At 68.9% G+C, this 18,994-nt stretch carries 17 protein-coding genes; all 17 read left to right on the top strand.

What is annotated here, in order from left to right; genetic code table 11:
* Complete coding sequence (gene lpxB / locus AACH32_RS11225) at nt 1-1,134, top strand: lipid-A-disaccharide synthase (protein ID WP_338599313.1); 1,134 nt, start codon at nt 1-3, stop codon at nt 1,132-1,134.
* Nucleotides 1,135-1,199: 65 nt separating this feature from the next.
* The gene (gene msbA, locus AACH32_RS11220; RefSeq protein WP_434062357.1) at nt 1,200-2,951 is read left to right on the top strand and encodes a lipid A export permease/ATP-binding protein MsbA; all 1,752 of its coding nucleotides are present in this window, start codon (nt 1,200-1,202) and stop codon (nt 2,949-2,951) included.
* Between the two features lie 59 nt (nt 2,952-3,010).
* A complete protein-coding gene (locus tag AACH32_RS11215; protein WP_338599309.1) occupies nt 3,011-4,864 on the top strand; it encodes a glycosyltransferase family 39 protein in 1,854 nt (617 codons plus the stop codon).
* Nucleotides 4,861-6,567: a glycosyltransferase family 39 protein gene (locus AACH32_RS11210; RefSeq protein ID WP_338599307.1), complete on the top strand. Its 1,707-nt coding sequence runs from the start codon at nt 4,861-4,863 to the stop codon at nt 6,565-6,567. The genes AACH32_RS11215 and AACH32_RS11210 overlap by 4 nt, the downstream gene beginning before the upstream one ends.
* Nucleotides 6,568-6,659: 92 nt before the next feature.
* Nucleotides 6,660-7,619, top strand: coding sequence for a glycosyltransferase (locus AACH32_RS11205; RefSeq protein ID WP_338599305.1), 960 nt, complete (start codon nt 6,660-6,662; stop codon nt 7,617-7,619).
* Nucleotides 7,620-7,621: 2 nt separating this feature from the next.
* A complete protein-coding gene (locus AACH32_RS11200) occupies nt 7,622-8,566 on the top strand; it encodes a polysaccharide deacetylase family protein (protein WP_338599302.1) in 945 nt (314 codons plus the stop codon).
* Nucleotides 8,563-9,852, top strand: a complete 1,290-nt coding sequence (locus AACH32_RS11195; RefSeq protein WP_338599299.1) for a 3-deoxy-D-manno-octulosonic acid transferase — start codon at nt 8,563-8,565, stop codon at nt 9,850-9,852. The genes AACH32_RS11200 and AACH32_RS11195 overlap by 4 nt, the downstream gene beginning before the upstream one ends.
* Complete coding sequence (gene lpxK, locus AACH32_RS11190) at nt 9,845-10,960, top strand: tetraacyldisaccharide 4'-kinase (protein ID WP_338599296.1); 1,116 nt, start codon at nt 9,845-9,847, stop codon at nt 10,958-10,960. Before AACH32_RS11195 ends, lpxK begins: the two co-directional genes overlap by 8 nt.
* Nucleotides 10,957-11,859 carry a lysophospholipid acyltransferase family protein gene (locus AACH32_RS11185; RefSeq protein WP_338599293.1) on the top strand — a complete coding sequence of 301 codons (903 nt, stop codon included), beginning with the start codon at nt 10,957-10,959 and terminating at the stop codon, nt 11,857-11,859. The genes lpxK and AACH32_RS11185 overlap by 4 nt, the downstream gene beginning before the upstream one ends.
* A complete protein-coding gene (gene waaF / locus AACH32_RS11180; RefSeq protein WP_338599291.1) occupies nt 11,859-12,932 on the top strand; it encodes a lipopolysaccharide heptosyltransferase II in 1,074 nt (357 codons plus the stop codon). The genes AACH32_RS11185 and waaF overlap by 1 nt, the downstream gene beginning before the upstream one ends.
* Nucleotides 12,932-13,510, top strand: coding sequence for a D-glycero-alpha-D-manno-heptose-1,7-bisphosphate 7-phosphatase (locus tag AACH32_RS11175; protein ID WP_338599289.1), 579 nt, complete (start codon nt 12,932-12,934; stop codon nt 13,508-13,510). The genes waaF and AACH32_RS11175 overlap by 1 nt, the downstream gene beginning before the upstream one ends.
* Nucleotides 13,510-14,538 (top strand): lipopolysaccharide heptosyltransferase I, encoded by a 1,029-nt coding sequence (waaC, locus tag AACH32_RS11170; protein ID WP_338599287.1) that lies wholly within the window; start codon nt 13,510-13,512, stop codon nt 14,536-14,538. Before AACH32_RS11175 ends, waaC begins: the two co-directional genes overlap by 1 nt.
* A gap of 7 nt (nt 14,539-14,545) precedes the next feature.
* Nucleotides 14,546-15,505: an NAD-dependent epimerase/dehydratase family protein gene (locus AACH32_RS11165; protein ID WP_338599284.1), complete on the top strand. Its 960-nt coding sequence runs from the start codon at nt 14,546-14,548 to the stop codon at nt 15,503-15,505.
* A gap of 2 nt (nt 15,506-15,507) precedes the next feature.
* Entirely contained in the window at nt 15,508-15,681 is a 174-nt protein-coding gene (locus tag AACH32_RS11160) for a Trm112 family protein (RefSeq protein WP_338599282.1), read from the top strand.
* Entirely contained in the window at nt 15,678-16,751 is a 1,074-nt protein-coding gene (gene rfaQ / locus AACH32_RS11155; RefSeq protein ID WP_338599280.1) for a putative lipopolysaccharide heptosyltransferase III, read from the top strand. Before AACH32_RS11160 ends, rfaQ begins: the two co-directional genes overlap by 4 nt.
* A 3-nt stretch (nt 16,752-16,754) precedes the next feature.
* Nucleotides 16,755-17,837, top strand: coding sequence for a glycosyltransferase family 4 protein (locus tag AACH32_RS11150; RefSeq protein ID WP_338599277.1), 1,083 nt, complete (start codon nt 16,755-16,757; stop codon nt 17,835-17,837).
* Between the two features lie 161 nt (nt 17,838-17,998).
* Complete coding sequence (locus AACH32_RS11145; RefSeq protein WP_338599275.1) at nt 17,999-18,991, top strand: glycosyltransferase family 9 protein; 993 nt, start codon at nt 17,999-18,001, stop codon at nt 18,989-18,991.
* Nucleotides 18,992-18,994: the final 3 nt, after the last annotated feature.

Here is an 18,994-nt window from a genome sequence, read left to right as displayed (position 1 = left end):
TTGGCCGGGGGCCACTCGGTGGTGCTGGTGGCCGGAGAGGCCAGCGGCGATCAACACGCGGCCCGTCTGGCCCGCGAACTGCTGGCCCTGGAGCCCGGTCTTAGCATCAGCGGCATAGGCGGGCCCAAGATGGAGGCCGCCGGGGTGGAGCTGCTGTCGCGCTCCGAAGATCTGGCCCTGGTGGGGGTGGCCGAGGTGCTGCCCAAGCTGAAGGTCATCCTGGGGGCCATCCGGGGCATGAAGCGCCACCTTAAGCGCACCCGGCCGGACCTGGTCATCTTGGTGGATTTTCCGGACTTCAACTTCCGCATCGGCAAGGCGGCCCACAAGCTGGGCCTCAAGGTGCTCTATTACATCAGCCCCCAGGTATGGGCCTGGCGGCCCAAGCGGGCCAGGCAAATGGCCTCCTTCGTGCGGCGCCTGGCCTGCGTGTTTCCCTTTGAGCCCGAGTTCTTCGAGGTCAACGCCCCCCGGTTGCCGGTGAGCTTCGTGGGCCACCCCTTGCTGGACATCCCGGCCCAGCAATGGGACGAGCCCTTGCCGGTGCCCCCGGAGGCCGAGTTGGTGGGCCTGTTGCCCGGCAGCCGCATGTCCGAGATCAGCCGGCTGGCCCCTCTGCTGCTGGAGGCGGCCCGCTGTCTGCAACAAAAGCGGCCGGGCCTGCATTTCGTGATGCCCCTGGCTCCCGGGCTCAAGCGTGAGCAAGTGGAGCCTTTTCTCAACGACACGCCCCGGGGATTGACCATCGTGGCCGGAAGAGCCCGCCAGGTGATGCAGGAGGCCAAGCTGCTTTTGGTGGCCTCGGGCACGGCCACCTTGCAAGCCGCACTGGCCGGGACCCCGTCGGTGGTGGTATACAAGACCGGAGCTTTCAATTATCTGGTGGCGCGCTCCCTGATTAAAGTGGAGTACATCGCCATGCCCAACCTGATCGCCGGCCGCGAGCTGATGCCCGAGTTGATCCAGGGCGAGGCCACCCCGCAAAAGGTATGCGCCGAGGCCTTGTCCTTGCTGGAAGACGAGAGTCGCCGGGAGAGGGTGATCCAGGGACTCAGCGAGGTTCGCGCCAAGCTGGGCGGGCCGGGAGCCAGCCGCCGGGTGGCTCAGTTGGCCCTGGAAATGATGGAGGAGTAAACGGTTTGTCCGAGCGGGCCCAAAAACGTCAACGCGACATAGCCCACGCCAAGCGCCTGCTGGCCATGGTGCGCCCCTATTGGAAGCGCCTGGCCGGGGCCATGGCCCTCATGGTCCTGGTGGGGGCCTCCACCTCGGCCATGGCCTATCTGGTCAAGCCGGTGATGGACAAGATTTTCGTGGCCCGCGACGCGGACCTGCTCATGCTCATGCCCATAGGCATCATCGTGCTCTACATGGTCAAGGGCCTGTCTGCATACGGCCAGACCTATTTGATGCAGTTCGTGGGCCAGCGCATCGTCACCCAGTACCGCATAGACCTCTACGCCCACTTGCAGCGCCTGAGCCTGAGCTATTACGACCGCACCCCCACCGGCGAGCTGATGAGCCGCATCACCAACGACGTGAACCAGATGCAGGGCGCGGTGAGCAGCGTGGTCACCGGGGTGCTCAAGGACCTGTTCACCATCGTGGGCCTCATCGCGGTGATCGTCTACCGCGACTGGTTCCTGGCCGTGTTCGCCCTGGGGGTGTTCCCCCTGTGCGTCATCCCCCTGGTCAAGTTCGGGCGGAGGCTGCGCAAGATTTCCCACCGCTCCCAGGAGACCATGGCCGACGTCACCGTGCTGCTGCACGAGACCATCGCCGGAGCCCGCATCGTCAAGGGCTTCTGCCGCGAGGACTACGAGACCAAGCGCTTCACCGACGAGGCCTTCCGCCTGTTCCGTTTGCGCATGAAGGACATCTCCACCCGGGCCATCTCCAGCCCGCTCATGGAGTTCTTGGGCGGCCTGGGCATCGCGGGCATCCTGTTCTACGGCGGCTGGCAGGTGATCCACGGCGTGTCCACGCCGGGCACCTTCTTCTCTTTCCTCACCGCCCTGATCCTCTTGTACGAGCCGGTCAAGCGCCTGAGCAGCCTGAACAACGACGTGCAAAACGGCCTGGCCGCCGCCGAGCGGGTGTACCGGGTCCTGGACGAGCCGGTGGAGATAGCCGAGCAGCCCGGCGCGGTGGAAATGCCTGCTTTGCAAAACGAGATCGCCTTTCGCGGGGTGGGCTTCGCCTACCGCCCCGGTGAGCCGGTGCTCAAGGACATCAACCTCACCGTGCCCAAGGGCCAGGCCGTGGCCCTGGTGGGCACCAGCGGCGGAGGCAAGACCACCCTGGTCAACCTGCTGCCCCGCTTCTACGAGGTGAGCGAGGGAGCCATCAGCATCGACGGGGTGGACATCCGCCAGGCCAGCCTGCACAGCCTGCGGGGACAGATCGCCGTCGTCACCCAGCAGACCATCCTGTTCAACGACACGGTGCGCAACAACATCGCCTACGGCCGATCCGACGCCACCGAGGAGCAGGTACGCGCGGCGGCCGAGGCGGCCTATGCCACCAAGTTCATCGAGCAGATGCCCCAGGGCCTGGATACCATGATCGGCGAGAGCGGGGTGCTGCTCTCCGGCGGCGAGCGCCAGCGCCTATCCATCGCCCGGGCCCTGTTGGCCGACCGGCCCATCCTCATCCTGGACGAGGCCACCAGCAGCTTGGACACCGAGAGCGAGATGTACGTGCAAAAGGCCTTGGAAAACCTCATGGCCGGTCGCACCACCTTTGTCATCGCCCACCGCCTGTCCACGGTGCAGCGGGCCGACCGCATCCTGGTGATCAGCGGGGGTCGCATCGTGGAGGAGGGCCGTCACGATCAACTGGTGGCCCTGGGCGGGGTGTACACCCGTTTGCATCGCATGCAGTTCGCCATAGACCAGGGCCTGGAGGGCATCACCCCCCAGGCCGGGAGCAACGCCGGGGAGGGGAGCTAGGGCCCGTGCCCGCCCCCTGGTCCTCCCAGTTAACCCCAAATGGCTAGGGAGTCTGCGTCATGAAGGGCAAGAGCAATCTGCGGGGAGCGCTGGCCCTGTTGTTGGTGCTGGCAGCGGCCGGTGCCCTTTATCTGGCCTGGTTGGGCGAGGTACCCCTCACAGATTTAGGCGAGGCCCGTTACGCCGCCTCCGTGTCCGCCATGCGCGCCGGGGGCGACTGGCTGGTGCCCACCTATGAGGGCGCGCCCCAACTGCAAAAACCCATCCTGACCTACTGGGCCGTGGCCGCCGGCCAGGCCCTGGCGGGCGCGGACGAGCTGGGGGCGCGTTTGCCCTCGGTTGTCAGCGCCCTGCTGCTGATCCTGGCGGTGGGCCTACTGGTCTGGCGCGCCTCGGGGCGGGCCTCCCTGGGGGCCCTGGCCGCCGCGGCCCTGGCCTTCAGCCCCCTGATGGTGCTCACGGGACGCGCCTGCCTGGGCGACGCCCTGCTCAGCCTGTGGACCACCCTGGCCTTGCTGGCCTGGTTCCTGGCTCTGGAGAGCGAGGCAGACCGGGGCGGCTGGTGGCTGGCGGGCTGGGCCGCCTTGGGCCTGGGGTTCTTGACGTCCGGCCCGCTGGCCTTGGCCCTGGTGCTGCCCAGCGCGGCCTTCTACGCCCTGGCCCAGGGGCGCCTGGGCTATGCCCTGGCCCGCGTCCGCTGGCTGTGGGGCCTGCTGATCTTCCTGGCCATCAACCTGCCTTGGTACGTGTTGGTTTGGTGGAAGCTGGGCGACCGCTTCCTGGAGGCCCTGGCGGCCTCCCTGCCCGGGCTGGACCTCGGCCCGGGCCTGGCCTTTTATCTGCCCGTGCTTTTTCTGGGGGCCTTTCCCTTTGCCGCCGCCGCCTTGCCCGAGTTGGGCCGGGCCCTGTTGCAGAACCCGAGTGAGCAAAGGGAACTGGACCGCCTGAGCCGTTTGCATTTGCTGGCCGCGATTTGTTTGCTGGTCATTCTCCTGGTGCTCGGCCTGAACCCGGCCAAGCAACTTAGCGCCATCCTGCCGGCCATGCCCTTTGTGGCCGTGCTGGCCGCCTGCCAACTGCGCCGCCTGGCCATGGGGGAGGGCGGAGGACGCCTGGCCCGCTGGGTGTTTTGGGCGGGCCTGTGGATCTCGGGCGGACTGTGGGTGTTGGCCCTGGCCGCCACCCCGGCGGCGCTGCCCCTGCTGTGGGAGACCATCTTGAGCTCGGGTCTGGACTCCGGCCCCTACGCCTTGCCCCTGCGCCCGCCCATGATGGTGCTGTGGCCTCTGGTGGCCGCCTTCGTCGCCGGGGCGGGGATGTATCTGGCGGCCTGGGCCGCGCGGCGCGGGCGAGGCGGGATGCTGCCCTGGGCCCTGGGCGGGGGCGCGGCCCTGCTGTGCGCGGCGCTGTTCCTGGGTCTGATGCCCCAGGCGGCCCAGGTGCTGCAAGCCCCGGCCAAGCGGCTGGCCCTGGAGGTGGGGCGCCGGGCCGGCGAGGACGCCCGGGTGCTGACCTATGGCCTGGGTAAGCCCAGCCTGGTCTACTATACTGGGCGTAGCCTGCTTCAACTCCCGGCGGCCCAGGGGCCGGATTTGTCCCAGGAGCTGGCCGCCGCCGGGCCGGTGTACGTGTTCAGCCGGGTGGGTCTGCGGGAGCGCCTCACGGCCACGCCGAACTTCGTGGTCCTGGACCAGGGGGAGGGCTATCTTTTGGGCGGCAACCCGACGGCCCTGGCCCAGTGGCGCGGCGAGGCCCCGCCGCCGGTGAGCCGGGAGCCGGTCCCGCCGGGCGTCGCGCCCCAGGCCGCGCCTCCCCAGGAGCCCAAGGAAGAGCTTTCGCCGAGCCCGGCGCCGCAAGAAAATTCCGCGCCTACTCAGGAGCGGCCCAAGGCCGAGGTTGAGACGACCCTGTGATCAATTTGCTGCAAAACCCCGACTGGCAGCGACGCCTGCTTTTCCTGCTCTTGGTGGCGGTGTGCCTGGTGTTGTTCTTCCCCCAGGTGGGCATGCACTACCTGTGGGAAAGCGACGAGGCCCGCTACGCCGAGCTGGGCCGGGAGATGCTGGAGTCCGGTTCCTTCAGCCACTGGATCATCCCCCGGCTGAACTACGTCATCTATTTGGAGAAGCCGCCGCTTTACTATTGGCTCACCGCCCTTAGCTTCGCGGCCTTCGGCGTCAACGAGATCGCCGCCCGCCTGGTGCCCGCTGTGTTCGGCACCCTGAGCGTGCTTATCCTCTTCGCCCTGGGCCGAGGGCTTTGGGACGACGACCGGGCCGGTTTCTGGTCCGGCCTGGTGCTGGCCACCTCGTTGATGTTCCTGGCTCTGAGCCGGGTTATCCTGGTGGACATGGTGTTGTGCTGCGGCATCCTGCTGGCCGTGTGGGGGGCCTGGAGCCTGCGGGCCGGACGCCAGTGGGGGCTCTACGCCTTTTGGGTGGGCTGCGCCATCGGTTTCTTGACCAAGGGGGTGCTGGGGCCGGGCCTGGCGGCCATGGCCGTGGTGCTCTTCGGCCTGCTGGCCGGGGAGTGGCTCCTGCTGCGCCGCCTGCTCTGGGACTGGCGGGGCTGGGCCTTGTTCCTCTTGCTGTGCCTACCCTGGGTTGTGGCCGCGGCCATTCTGCAAAAGGGGTTCATCACCTACTTTTTCTGGGACGAACAGGTGGGCCGCCTGCTCACCACCCAGCACCAGCGCTTCGAGCCCTGGTGGTATTACTTCCTGCTGGTGCCCGGCGCCTTTCTACCCTGGACCATGCTCCTGCCCTGGTGCGTGGGGCGCACCTTCCCCCGGGCCCAGTGGCGCCAGCCCGAGGCCCGCTCCTGGCTCATGAGCGCGGTGTGGTTCGTTGGCTTCTTCGTGTTCTTCACCGTCTCGCGCTCCAAGATGCTGCACTACGCCCTGCCCATGCTCCCCCCCCTGGCCCTGTTGGTGGGCCGCCCCCTGAGCGGGGTGATGTCCTGGCCCAAGGGGGCCACGGCCCCGGCCGGGCTCAGGGCCAGCATCACCGCCCTGGCCACCTTGTGCCTGCTGCTGGGCCTGGGCCTGGTGGTGTTCGCCGGGGTGAGCCGAAACCTTCAGTTTCAGGAGGTGGGCGCGCTGGTTTTCCTGGGCCCCCTGGCGTTGGCCCTGCTGGGCCTGGGGGTGTACGCGGTGCGTTCGCACGCCTGGGCGGCGGCCTACGCCCCCCTGGCGGTGTTTTTGTGCCTGATCCTGACCGCGGCCCAGTTATTGCCCGAGGTGGAGAAAAGCCGCTCCCTGGGGCCCATGATCGCTCCTCTGGCCCAGGAACTGAAGCCCGACGACCTCTTGGCCACCCTGGGCGACTACTGGCACGGCACCGCCTTTTACGCGCGCCGCCGGGTGGTCGTGGCCGACAACTGGGGCGAGCTGGACTTCGGGCGGCGCCTGGACCCCGGGCGGGCCAAATGGTTCCTGAACGGCAACCAGGGTTTGATGAAACTCATGAGCGGGCCCCAACGGGTTTTCGCGGTGGCGGAAACCCCCCGCTGGGAGCGTTTTCACGCCCTGGCCCAAAAGCGCAAGCAGGCCTTGCCCCTGTTCCCCTGGGCCACGGTGGGCGACAAGACCCTGTTCAGCAACCGTCCCCCCGGCTAACACTCCGGGCCAACTTGATTTTATCCCTTTGCCCTGCCATATTATAAACCCGCGAACAGCGAGTTTTGGCATCACCCCAGGCGGAGAGGCCCATGCCCCCGGCAGTCACGCAAAACCAGCCCTACCTATCGGTGGTCATCCCCGTATTTAATGAAGAAGACAATTTGGTGGAGCTGCACGCCCGCCTGTCCGTTACCCTGAACGCCTCCCCCTGGAGTTGGGAGGTGATCTACGTGGACGACGGGTCCAAGGACGCCTCCTGGGAGCTGCTCTGCCGCATCCAGGGCCAGGACCCCCACGCGCGCCTGGTGCGCTTCAACCGCAACTACGGTCAGCACATGGCCATCTTCGCGGGCTTTGAAAAAGTGCGGGGCCAGGTGGTGGTTACCCTGGACGCGGACCTGCAAAACCCTCCCGAAGAGGTGCCCAAGCTGGTGGCCAAGCTGGAGGAGGGGTTCGACGTGGTCAGCGGGTGGCGGCAAGAGCGCCACGACTCGGTGCTGCGCAAGATACCCACTTGGCTGGTGGCCAAGGTGACCAGCCGGGTGGTGGGGGTGCAGCTCAAGGATTACGGCTGCATGCTCAGGGCCTATCGCCGCGAGGTGGTGGACGCCATGAGCGCCTCCCACGAGTCGTCTTCCTACATCCCCGCCCTGGCCAATCTTTACGCCTCCAGCGTGGGCGAGATTCCCGTGGCCCATGCCGAGCGCGCGGCGGGCCGCTCCAAGTACGGCATCCTCAAGCTCATCAAGCTCAACTTCGATTTGATGACCGGCTTTTCCGTGCTGCCCATCCAGATGGTCAGCGTCTTGGGGGTGCTCATCGCCTTGGTGGGGTTGGGCTTCGGCCTGTTCCTAATCATCCGCCGCCTGGTGGTGGGCCCGGAGGTGGAGGGGGTGTTTACCCTGTTCGCCATTCTTTTCGTCTTCGTGGGCCTGCAAATCCTGGTGGTGGGGCTCATGGGCGAATACCTGGGCCGCATCTATCGCGAGGTTCGCCATCGGCCGCGTTTCGTGGTGCGCGAGACCAGGGATTCTGAAGCCGGGTCGTAAGCATGCCTATTGAACGGTCCGAGCCCGCGGCCGCCACCCGCCTGGTCCTCAAGGTGGACGTCGACACCAAGGTGGGGCTGAACCAGGGGGTGCCCCGGCTCATGGATATCTTCGCGCGGGCGGGGGTCCATGCCTCCTTTTTCATCGCCATGGGGCCCGACCATTCGGGACGCGCCCTGGCCCGCCTGGTCAAGCCCGGCTTTTTGCGAAAGCAATTGCGCTCCGGCGCGGCCGGGGCCTACGGCCTCACCACCATGCTCTACGGCGTGCTCCTGCCGGGGCCCATCATCGCCCAATCCGCTCCGCACCTGTTTGGTGAGCTCATGGCCCAGGGCCACGAGGTGGGCCTGCACGGCTGGGACCACGTGTTCTGGCACGACCGCATGCGCCACCTGCCCGCCGCGCGCATCCGCTCCCACCTGGGACGGGCCTGGCGTCTGTACAAGCAGATAACCGGGATGGCTCCCAAGACCTTCGCCTCGCCGGGTTGGCAGATCACCCCCATGGCCTTTCAGGCCCTGGCCGACATGGGCATCACCCACGTCTCCTGCGCCCGGGGCCGCCGTCCCTTCCGCCCTTTGGTGGGCGGCCGGGCCTTGCCCCTGATCGAGCTGCCCACCACCCTGCCCACCCTAGACGAGATTTTGGGGCGCGGCGGGGTGACCCTGGACACCGCCGCGGCCTGGCTGGCCGACCAGGTGCGCCCCGGCGAGCTCAACGTCTACACCCTGCACGGCGAAGTGGAGGGCAGGGCCCAGGCTCCGGTGCTCGAGGGGCTCATCGCCCGCCTCAAGGACCGGGGAGTGAGCTTTCCTCGCCTGGTGGACGCGGCCGTGCAAGAGGCTTCCTCGGGCGTGCCTATTGACGAGGTGGCCTGGGGCAGGGCGCCGGGCCGCGCGGGAGACGTGGCCTGGCAGGCCTCGGACCTGCCCGGGGGCGGGGCGTGAAGGGCACCCTGTACAGCCTGGCCTTGGGCCTGGGAGCGGCGGCGGCTTCGCCGTTCATCGCCGCCCGCCTGGCCCGGCCGCCCAAGCGCGCGGCCACCCTGGCCCGCCTGGGCCTGGGCCCCCTGGCCCAGCCGCCCGCCCTGCCTGCCGGCGGCATCTGGCTGCACGCTTTGAGCGTGGGCGAGACGATCTCGGCCCTGCCTCTGGTGCGCGGACTGCGGGAGCGCTTTAAGGGCAAGCCCATCGCCTTTTCCTGCGGCACCGGCCAGGGTCTGGCCACGGTGCGCGAAAAACTGGGCCACCAGGTGGACGCCGCTTTCATCCGCCCCCTGGAAATGCCCTGGGCCGTGCGCCCGGTGCTTAATGATCTGCGGCCGGGACTGGCCATTCTGGTGGAGGGCGACCTATGGCCGGGCTGGCAATGGGCCCTGGCCGAACGGGGCGTGCCCCGCATGCTGGTCAACGGCCGGGTGAGCCCCCGCACCCTCAAGGGCTACCGCCGCCTGGGGCCCCTGGCCCGGGAGCTGTGGCGGGGCTTCGACCTGGTGCTGGTGCAGACCGCCACCGACCGGGAGCGTCTGCTCAGCGTGGGGGTCAATCCCCGCAAGGTCCAGGTGGGGGGCAACCTCAAGTTCGACAGCGCCCCGGCGGACCTGGACGAGGCTCAGCGTAGCGCCCTGGCTGAGGAGCTGGGCCTAGCCGGGCGCACCGTGCTGGTGGCCGGCTCCACCCACGCCGGGGAGGAGGAGCCCTGCCTGGAGGCCTATGAGAGGCTGAAAGAACGCGTGCCCGGCCTGGCCCTGCTCATCGCGCCCCGCGAGTTGGAGCGGGGCGGGGCGGTGGCCCGCTTGGCCCAGGAACGCGGCCTAAGGGCGGCCCGGCTATCCCAGGGGCCGGCCCCGGAGGACGCCCAGGTGGTGATCCTGGATATGTTGGGCCAGCTGGCCGCGGCCTATGCCCTGGGCGCGGCTTCTTTCGTGGGCGGCTCGCTGGTGCCGGTGGGCGGGCACAATCTCTTGGAGCCCGCCGCCCAGGGAGTGCCGGTGGTGTTCGGCCCCATCACCCACAATTTTTTGGAGATGGCCCGCGACCTGGAAGCCGCCGGAGGGGGACGGCGCATCGAAACCGGGGCGGAGTTGGCTGGCGTCTGGGGCGAGCTGTTGGAGCACCCGGCCAAGGCCCGCACCATGGGCCGGGCGGCGCGGGAGTTCGTGAGCGCCCACCACGGCGCGGTGGATCGGGCGGTGGCGGCGGCGGCCCGGTTGCTGGAGGGGGGGCATGGCTAGCCGGGCGGAGGCCTTGTGGCGCCGGGTGCTGGGCGACGAGCCCGGCCCCCGTTGGCTGGGCGCCTTGCGCGCGGCGGCCACGGCGGGCAGCTGGCTCTATGGGGCCGGGGTGTGGCTCAACAACGCCGCCTTTGACCTGAAGATCAAGCCCTCCCGGCGCTTGCCGGTGCCGGTGATCGGGGTGGGCAACTTGGCCGTGGGCGGCACGGGCAAGACACCCCTGACCATGGCTGTGGTGCGGGCCCTGGAGGACATGGGCCTGCCCGCCGGGGTCATCAGCCGGGGCTACGGCCGCCAGGGCACCGAGCCCCTGCTGGTCAGCGATGGCCAGCGGGTGCTGGCCGAGGTGGATCAGACCGGCGACGAGCCTTTGCTTTTGGCCCGCCGCCTGGGGGTTCCCGTGGCGGTGGGGGCCTCGCGTTTCCAGGCGGGACAACTGCTCTTGCAACATTGCGGGACGCGGGTGTTGGTGGGCGACGACCTGCTGCAGCACCGCGCCCTGTACCGCGACCTGAACCTGGTGGCCCTGGACGCGTCCGATCCCCTGGACGGGGAGCGCCTGTTGCCGCGCGGCCGTTTGCGCGAGGGGCCGGGGGCCCTGGAGCGGGCCCAGGCGGTGGTGCTGACCAGGGTTCGCGATGCGCTGCAGGCCCGGCGGGCCAGGGAATCGCTGGCCAGGTTGGTGGGCGACAAGCCAATCCTGGCTTGCCGCTATCGTCTGGAGGGCCTGGAGTTGGCCCGGCAGGGCCGCGCCTTGGATGAGAGCGACTGGCAAGGGGAGCCGGTTTACGCCTTTTGCGGCCTGGCCCGGCCTGAGAGCTTCCGGGACAGCCTGCGCAAGGCCGGGCTCACCGTGCTGGGCCTGGAGACCTTTGGCGACCACCACCACTTCACCTCGGAAGAACTCACCGGGCTGTGGGCCCGGGCCCAGACCCTATCGGCCCGGTCCCTGGTGTGCTCGGGCAAGGACGCGGTGCGCCTGCCCCGGGATCTGCCGGAAGATGTCCCGGTGTGGAGCACCCGCCTGGGCCTGGAGTTTATGGACGGTCCCCAAGTCTTGCCGCGCCTGTTGGCCACGGTCCTGGCCGGTTGGGAGGGGGCGCGATGAGTTTGGCCGAACGGGCGTTGCGCGCCGGGGTGTGGGCCCTGTCCCTGCCGCCCCTGGGCCTCAGCCGGGCGGTGGGCCGGGGCCTGGGCCGCATGGCCATGCGCCTGGACCGGCGTCACCGCGAAATCGTGCTGGCCAACCTAAGCGCCTCTTTCCCGGAAAAAGACGCCGCCTGGGTGGAGGCCACCGCGCGCAAGGTCTTTGAACATATCGCCCAGGTGGCCACGGAGATTCCCCGCCTGGTGCGTTTGAGCCCCGAGGAGATTACGGCCCAGGCCCGCTGCCACGGCCTGGACAACGTGCACAACGCCATGGCCAAGGGCAAGGGGCTCATCCTGTTGACCGGCCATTTCGGCAACTGGGAGTGGGGCAACATCGCCGGATCTTTTAGCCTGGGATTCGGGGCCCTGGTGGTGGCCCGGCCCATAGACTGGCCGCCGGCCGATCGTCTGGTCAACTCCTGGCGCACCAAGGGCTCGGACAGCGTGGTGGTGCCCAAGAACCGCTCGGCCCGGGTCCTGCTCAAGGGGCTCAAACAGAACCGCATGCTGGGCCTCTTGTTGGACCAGAACGTGGATTGGTACGACGGCGAGTGGGTGGATTTTTTCGGGCGCCCGGCCTGCACCAACAAGGGACTGGCCCTCTTGGCCCGCTCCACCGAGGCCCCGGTCATCGCTCACTACAACTGGCGGGCCGACGACGGCAAGTTCGACGTGTACTTCTCCCCGGAAATTCCCCTGGTCAAGACCGGCGACAAGACCATGGACATCTGGCAGAACACCCAGAACTACACCAAGGTGCTGGAGGACATCATCCGCCAAAAACCCGAGCAGTGGTTCTGGCTGCACCAGCGTTGGAAGACCAAGCCCTTCCAGCCCTGGCCCCGGGAGAAGCGCTGATGCGGTGCTTGGACCCGGCCGCGCCCCGGCGCATTCTGCTGCGGGCCACCAACTGGGTGGGCGACGCGGTGATGACCCTGCCCGCCCTGGCCGCCCTGCACGCCGCCTGCCCCCAGGCCGCGATCGAGGTCTTGGCCCGGCCCTGGGCCGCGGCGGTGTACGGCGCCCAGCCAGGGGTGAGCCGGGTGCTGGCCTATGACAAGGCGGGAGAGCACGCCGGAGCGGGGGGCATGCTGGCCCTGGCCCGGCAGCTAAGGGCGCGCGGCTACGACTGGGCGGTGCTGTTGCAGAACGCCTTCGAGGCGGCGGCAATCGCCTGGCTGGTCCGCATCCCGGTGCGTCTGGGCTATAGCCGCGACGGCCGGGGCTTGCTGCTGACCCACCGGGCCACGCTCACCCCGGAACTGCGCCGGGTGCACGAGACCAGTTACTACCTGGCCATCCTGGACCAGGCCGGGCTTTTGCCCGCGAGCCCGCCCCCGGAGGGGGTGCGGCCCGAGCTGATTTTGGCGGCCCCGGACCGGGAATGGGCGAACGAGTATCTGCGGCGCGAGGGCCTGGAAGGAGCCCGGCTTCTGGGCCTGGCCCCTGGCGCGGCCTTTGGCCCGGCCAAGCAGTGGCCCGCCGAGCGCTTCGCTGCCACGGCCCGCGACTTGGCCGATGCGGCCGACGCGGTGTTGTTGTTCGGCAGCCAGGGGGAAAGCGCTGCCTGCGAGGCCGTGGCCCAGGGATTGGCGGGCATGGAGGCGCGCAACCTGGCCGGGGCCACCCGACTGGGGCAGGCCCTGGCCCTGGTGGAGCGCTGCACCCTGTTCATCACCAACGACAGCGGCCTGATGCACGCCGCCGCCGCCCTGGGCAGGCCCACGGTGGCGGTGTTCGGCTCCACCGACCCGGTGACCACCGGCCCCTTGGGGCCCCGCACCGCCTTGCTGCGTTCGCCGGTGGATTGCAGCCCGTGCCTCAAGCCCCAATGCCCCAGCGGCGATTTGAAGTGCTTCACGGCCATAAGCCCTGAAGAGGTAGCTCTGGCCGCGCGCGGCCTGTTGGCCCAGGCGGGGGAGGGGGCCTGATGCGGCGGGCGGTGTTTTTGGATCGCGACGGCACCATCAACGTTGAGGTGGGCTACATCTCCGACCCCGCCCAGGTGCGCCTGCTGCCCGGCGCGGCCCGGGCCATAGCCGGCATGCGTGAGGCGGGCCTGGCCGTGGTGGCGGTGAGCAACCAGTCGGGCATAGCCAGGGGCCGCTTCGGCCTGGAGCAGATGCTGGCCGTGCAGGCCGAGGTGGAGCGCCAATTGCGCGAGGAGGCCGGGGCCGCGCTGGACGCCTTTTACTACTGCCCGCACCATCCCGAGGGGGTGGTGGAGCCCTACGCCATGGTCTGCGATTGCCGCAAGCCGGGCATCGGCATGCTGGAGCGGGCGGCCCGAGAGATGAGCCTCAGCTTGGAAGGCTCCTTCATGGTGGGCGACAAGCGCATCGACGTGGCCTGCGGCAACCGGGCCGGGCTGACCAGCCTGCTGGTGACCAGCGGCATGCCCCTGGACCCGGTGGCCTCCCCGGCCGAGGAGCCGGCCGCGACCCTGCCGGGCCTGGACGCCGCCGCCCGCTGGATTTTGGCCCGCTTGGCTCAAGGGGTGGGGCGCTGATGAAGGTGCTGATCGTCAAACTGTCGGCCCTGGGCGACGTGGTGCAGAGCCTGCCGGTGGCCATGGCCATCCGCCGCCAGTTGCCCGAGGCCCAGATCGACTGGCTGGTGGAGCGGCCCTCGGCCGGGCTCCTGCAAGACCACCCGGCCCTGGATCGGGTGCTGGTGAGCCCCCGCCACGAGATGTCCGAGGCCCAAGGCCTGCCCTTGTCGCCCCTCACCGGCTTTGGCCGGGCGCTGCGCTCGGTGCGCTACGACGCGGTGCTCGACTTGCAGGGGCTCATGAAAAGTGCTATCTGTGTTGCCCTGAGCCGCGGGGAGCGCAAGATCGGCTGGCGGGGGGGCAAGGAGCCCTTGGCCGCCCTGGCCTACAACCACAAGCTGGCCCCCTTTGACCCCGACCGCCCGGCCCTGGAGCGCTACCTGGACATGCTGGAGCCCCTGGGCCTGGAGCGTCCTGCTAAAATAGAGTTTGGCCTGAGTCCGCGGCCCGAAGAGTTGGCCGCGGCCCGCTCCCTGTTGCCCTGGCCGGACGACGGGCGGCCTATGGTGATTTTGCACCCCATGGCCAAGTGGGACTCCAAGCTGTGGCCCCTGGCCTCTTGGGTGGAGTTGGCCAAGCTCTTGGGCGCCCAAGGGGTGCGCCTAGTGGTCAGCGGCTCGCGCGACGACCGGAACATCGGGCGGCTCATCGCGCGGCACAGCGAGTTGGGCGAGGGGCTGTTGGACCTCACCGGCCGCACCGGCCTTAAGGAATTGGCCGCGCTGCTCACCCTGGCCGACGCGGTGGTGTGCACCGACACCGGGGTGATGCACCTGGCCGCGGCCTTGGGCACCAAGGTGGCGGCCCTGTTCGGGCCCACCGCTCCCTGGCGCACCGGCCCCAGTGGCGCGGGACACGAGATACTTAGGGCCGGTTTGGATTGCAGCCCGTGTTTCGAGCGTTTTTGCGGCGACGCGCAATGCATGATTCAGATAAGCCCCGACCAGGCGGCGCAGGCTGCCCTGCGGTTGGTTTCCGGGAGATGATACAGGCATGAACATTTTGGTCACCGGCGCGGCGGGCTTTATCGGCTCGCGCCTCTCCGAGCGGTTGCTGGAACTGGGCCACCGGGTGCGGGGCATCGACAGCTTCACCGACTACTACCCTCGGCCCCTCAAGGAGGCCAACCTGGGGGCTTTGCGCGGCAGTGAAGATTTCGAATTGATCGAGGCCGACATCATGGCCGTGCCGCCCGCCGAGCTGTTGCGGGGCATCGACGGGGTGGTGCACCTGGCGGCCCAGGCCGGGGTGCGCCGTTCCTGGGGGGCCAACTTCGCCGTCTACACCCACAACAACATCCTCACCACTCAGCGGCTGCTGGAAGCGGGCAAGGAGCTGGGACTGGGACGCCTGGTCTACGCCGGGTCCTCCAGCGTGTACGGCGACACCAGCGACCTGCCCATGCGCGAGACCAGCGCCTGCTGGCCGGTATCGCCCTACGGGGTGACCAAACTGGCCGCCGAGCACCTCTGCGGCCTGTACCACCGCAACTTCGGCCTGGACACGGTGAGCCTGCGCTACTTCACGGTCTATGGCCCTCGCCAGCGGCCGGACATGGCCTTCCACCGTTTTATCCGGGCCCAGCTGGAGGGCGGCACCATCCGTCTGTTCGGCGACGGCGAGCAGTCGCGGGACTTCACCTTTGTGGACGACATCGTGGCCGCCACCATCGCGGCCCTGAGCGCCCCGGAGGCCGCGGGCCAGGTGTTCAACGTGGGCGGCGGCTCGCGCGTGAGCGTGAACCAGGTCATCGCCATGCTGGAGGAGATCACCGGCCAGAGGGCCCGGGTGGATCGCCTGGAGGTGGCCAAGGGCGACGTGCGCGACACCGAGGCCGACTGCTCCAAGGCCCGCGAGCTGTTGGGCTACGTGCCCCAGGTGGGCCTGGCCCAGGGCCTGGAGGCCGAGGCCCGCTGGGTGCGCGAAAATCTCAAGTTGCTGCAGGAGGTGTGAGCATGGCCCTGAGCCCCGACCTGTTGGAGATTCTGGCCTGTCCCCAGTGCAAGCAACCGGTGAGCCTGAGCGACGACGGGGCCTGGCTGGTCTGCGACCAGTGCCGCCTGCGCTACCCGGTGCAAGACGACATCCCCATCATGCTGCCGGAAGAGGCCCAGCCTCTGGAGGCGTGAGCTTGCCCAAGGCCTTGCCCAGCAATCCCCGCCGCGCCCTGTTGATCAAGCTGGGGCACATCGGCGACGTGCTGGTGACCACTCCGGTGGTGACGGCCCTCAAGGAGCGCTGGCCCGACCTGGCCGTGGACCTGGTGGTCAACCCCGGCACCGAGGCCATGGTGGCCCACAATCCCCAGATCAACCAGGTGCTGACGCTCAAGCGCAACCACGCGGGGCCCCTGGCCGCGGCGGCCTGGCATCTGGGCTTTCTCAGCCGCCTGCGCGGGGCTAACTACGACCTTTCTCTGGAACTGGCCGAGGGCGACCGGGGAGCCTTTCTCTCCTGGGCCTCGGGGGCCCGCCTGCGGGTGGGTTTCCGGCCCAAGACGCCCCGGATGCGCGGCCGGGCCTTCCACGTTTTGGCCCCCCGCTGGGACGATGAGCACCACATGGTGGAGGCTTTCCTGGGACAAGTACGGGCTCTGGGACTGGAGCCCGGCGACACCGCGCTCAAACTGGAGCCGGGCCCCCGGGGACGGGCCGAGGCCGCGCGCCTGTTGGGCCAGGCCGGGCTGGAACCGGGGGGCTACGTGGTGGTCCATCCCACCTCCCGCTGGATGTTCAAGACCTGGACCCCGGAGGGCAACGCCGCGCTGCTCGATCACCTGGCCGAATTGGGGCACCGGGTGGTGCTGACCTCCGGGCCGGACGCCAAGGAGCGGGAGATGGTGGCGCGCATCAAGGCCCTGGCCGCGCCCGGCGCGGTGGCCCTGGATCTGAGCGGCCAGTTGGACCTGGACAGCCTGGGCGGGCTCATCGCCAACGCCCGACTCTTCGTGGGGGTGGACAGCGCGCCCATGCACATGGCCGCCGCCCTGGGGGTGCCGGTGCTCACCATCTTCGGCCCCTCGGGCGAGCAAATGTGGGGTCCCTGGCAGGTGCCCAGCGAAGTGGTGGTGGGCGATTGCCGGGAGCATCCCTGCGGCCGGGCCGGGTGTCAGGACTCCAAGGTCAGCCGTTGCCTGGTGGAACTGCCCGCCGGGCGGGTGATCGAGGCCACGGATCGTTTGCTGCAAAGGACCGGGTAAGCCATGCGTCTGGGTCTGATGCGCTACAAATACGACTTCACCGGCGGGGCCGAGCGGGTGCTGGGCCTGTTGACCCGTGGCTTGGCCCAGCGGGGCCACGGGGTGCACGTGATGACCTCGGCTTGGCAGGGCCAGGCGCCCTCGGGGGTAAGCCTGCACCAGATAGCCCCGGCCAAGCCCACCGCCTGGGCCGCCGCCGCCCTGGCCGAGGCCAAGGGGTTGGCCCTGGATTCCTATCTGAGCATGGAGCGGGTGCCCGGCTGCCCGGTTTTTCGGGCCGGGGACGGGGTGCACGCCGCCTGGTTGGAGCGCCGCGCCCCCTACGAGGGCCGCCTCAAGCGCCTGAACCTGGGCCTCAACCCCAAGCACCGCGCCCTGCTGGAGCTGGAGCGGCGCACCCTGAACGCGCCGGAGCTGCGCTGGGTGATCGCCATCAGCCGCATGGTGGCCGAGGAACTGCAGCGCTATTACCAGGTGCCGCCGGACAAGATCAAGGTCATCTACAACGCGGTGGACGAGGCGGACCTGGCCCCGGCCCGCGAGGTCCGCACCCGGCGCGCCAAGCGCGAAGAGCTGGGACTGGGGAAGGACCGGCCGGTGCTCTTGTTCCTGGGCTCGGGCTGGGAGCGCAAGGGACTGGCCTTTGCCCTGGCCGCCCTGGCCCGTCTGCCCCAGGCGCGTCTGCTGGTGGCCGGCCGGGATGGGATTCGGCCCTGGCAAGGCAAGGCCAAATCGCTGGGCGTGGCCCGGCGGGTGCGTTTCTTGGGTCTGCAAACCAAGGTGGCGCCCCTGCTGGCCGCGGCCGACGCCCTGGTGTTGCCCACCATATACGACCCCTGTTCCATCGCCTGCCTGGAGGCGCTGTACGCGGGCACCCCGGTGGTGACCACCGCCGCGGCCGGGGCCTCGGAGTTGGTGGAAGAGGGGATCAGCGGGGCGGTGGTTTCGGCGGCCGGGCAGGTGGAGGAATTGGCCGCGGCCTGCGAGAAGGCCTTGGCCCTACCCAAGGGATTCGCCCACCAGGTGCCCAGCCAGCAGCAGTGGCTCGGTGAGACCATGGCCACCCTGGAAGACAGCGCCGCCTAGGCGGCCCATGACCTCTCATTGGGCATTTCCCTTGCCTGCCGCCTTGCGCCGGGCCTAGCCAAAAAGCTAAGCTGTGCTATATTTTAGCCTTGTTGGGCCTTGGGAGGGACGTTTCCACCCAAGGGGTTTCACAGGGGTATACCGGAAGTTGGGATTCTGTAATGAGCCGACCCCAGGTTTTGGCGGCCTGCACCACGGCCATCGGCGACACCATGTTTTGCAGCCCTGCCCTGATCGCCTTGGGCCGCTGCTTTGACGTGGACGTCCTGGTTCACCAGAAACGCCGCCCGTTGTTGCAGGAGAATCCTTATATTAGGAGCTTATATCCCTACCGCAACAACGCCTTCAGCCGCGCCTACCTGGCCGCGGCCCTGGCCGGGCGGCGCTACCAGAGCCTGGTGGTGCTCCACGCCAACGACGACCTGGTAAAGCTCATGCCCCGCCTGCGTTATGAGACTGCGGTGAATATCCAGGGCTGGCGGAACCCCGAACTGCGCCTGGAGGCCTTGCCCCGCAACCCCAAGGTGCACGCGGTGGACGAGCGCCTGCGCCTGGCCCAGTGGGTCGGGGCCGAGATTCAAACCCAAGACCGCTACATGCGCATGTTTTTGCGTCCCGAGGAAGGCGAGTACGCCGAAGGCTGGTTGCGCCAGCAGGGCATGCGGCCGGATCGTCTGCGGGTAGGTTTGGTCCTGGGGGCCTCGGCCCAATACCGCCGCTGGCAAGCGGAGCGTTTCGGCAGGGTGGCCGAGGCGTTATGCTCCCGGGGCGTGGAGGTGATCCACATCGGCGACAGCTCGGAGCGCGACCTGGCCCGCCGGGCCGAGGAGGCCGCGGGCCGCGAGTTTCACAAGGGCTACAACCTTAGCCTGCGCCTGTTGGGCGCGGTGCTCAGCCGCCTGGACCTGGTGATAAGCAACGACACCGGGCCCTTGCACCTGGGACAGGCGGTACAGACCCCGGTGCTGGGCCTTTTCGGCCCCACCGATCCGGCCAAGGTGGGCCCCCGGGGCCCGCGGGACCGGGTGCTCAAGGTGCCGGCCACCTGCGATCCCTGCGCGGACAAGGGTTGTCTCGATCCTGTGTGCATGGAACAACTCCACGAAGACATGGTCATAGAAACCAGCCTGGAAATGTTGGGGCTTTCGGCCTGAGGC

The organism is Desulfoferula mesophila (assembly GCF_037076455.1).
Lineage (GTDB): Bacteria > Desulfobacterota > Desulfarculia > Desulfarculales > Desulfarculaceae > Desulfoferula > Desulfoferula mesophila.
This window is presented reverse-complemented; position numbering and strand designations above follow the sequence as displayed.

What these genes read in the sequence shown, in the direction of transcription:
- AACH32_RS11215 (WP_338599309.1), top strand. Translation starts at nt 3,011, where the DNA reads ATGAAGGGCAAGAGCAATCTGCGGGGAGCGCTGGCCCTGTTGTTGGTG.
- lpxK (WP_338599296.1), top strand. Translation starts at nt 9,845, where the DNA reads ATGGCTAGCCGGGCGGAGGCCTTGTGGCGCCGGGTGCTGGGCGACGAG.
- AACH32_RS11185 (WP_338599293.1), top strand. Translation starts at nt 10,957, where the DNA reads ATGAGTTTGGCCGAACGGGCGTTGCGCGCCGGGGTGTGGGCCCTGTCC.
- AACH32_RS11200 (WP_338599302.1), top strand. Translation starts at nt 7,622, where the DNA reads ATGCCTATTGAACGGTCCGAGCCCGCGGCCGCCACCCGCCTGGTCCTC.
- AACH32_RS11160 (WP_338599282.1), top strand. Translation starts at nt 15,508, where the DNA reads ATGGCCCTGAGCCCCGACCTGTTGGAGATTCTGGCCTGTCCCCAGTGC.
- AACH32_RS11165 (WP_338599284.1), top strand. Translation starts at nt 14,546, where the DNA reads ATGAACATTTTGGTCACCGGCGCGGCGGGCTTTATCGGCTCGCGCCTC.
- waaF (WP_338599291.1), top strand. Translation starts at nt 11,859, where the DNA reads ATGCGGTGCTTGGACCCGGCCGCGCCCCGGCGCATTCTGCTGCGGGCC.
- AACH32_RS11150 (WP_338599277.1), top strand. Translation starts at nt 16,755, where the DNA reads ATGCGTCTGGGTCTGATGCGCTACAAATACGACTTCACCGGCGGGGCC.
- msbA (WP_434062357.1), top strand. Translation starts at nt 1,200, where the DNA reads ATGGTGCGCCCCTATTGGAAGCGCCTGGCCGGGGCCATGGCCCTCATG.
- AACH32_RS11205 (WP_338599305.1), top strand. Translation starts at nt 6,660, where the DNA reads ATGCCCCCGGCAGTCACGCAAAACCAGCCCTACCTATCGGTGGTCATC.
- AACH32_RS11145 (WP_338599275.1), top strand. Translation starts at nt 17,999, where the DNA reads ATGAGCCGACCCCAGGTTTTGGCGGCCTGCACCACGGCCATCGGCGAC.
- AACH32_RS11175 (WP_338599289.1), top strand. Translation starts at nt 12,932, where the DNA reads ATGCGGCGGGCGGTGTTTTTGGATCGCGACGGCACCATCAACGTTGAG.
- waaC (WP_338599287.1), top strand. Translation starts at nt 13,510, where the DNA reads ATGAAGGTGCTGATCGTCAAACTGTCGGCCCTGGGCGACGTGGTGCAG.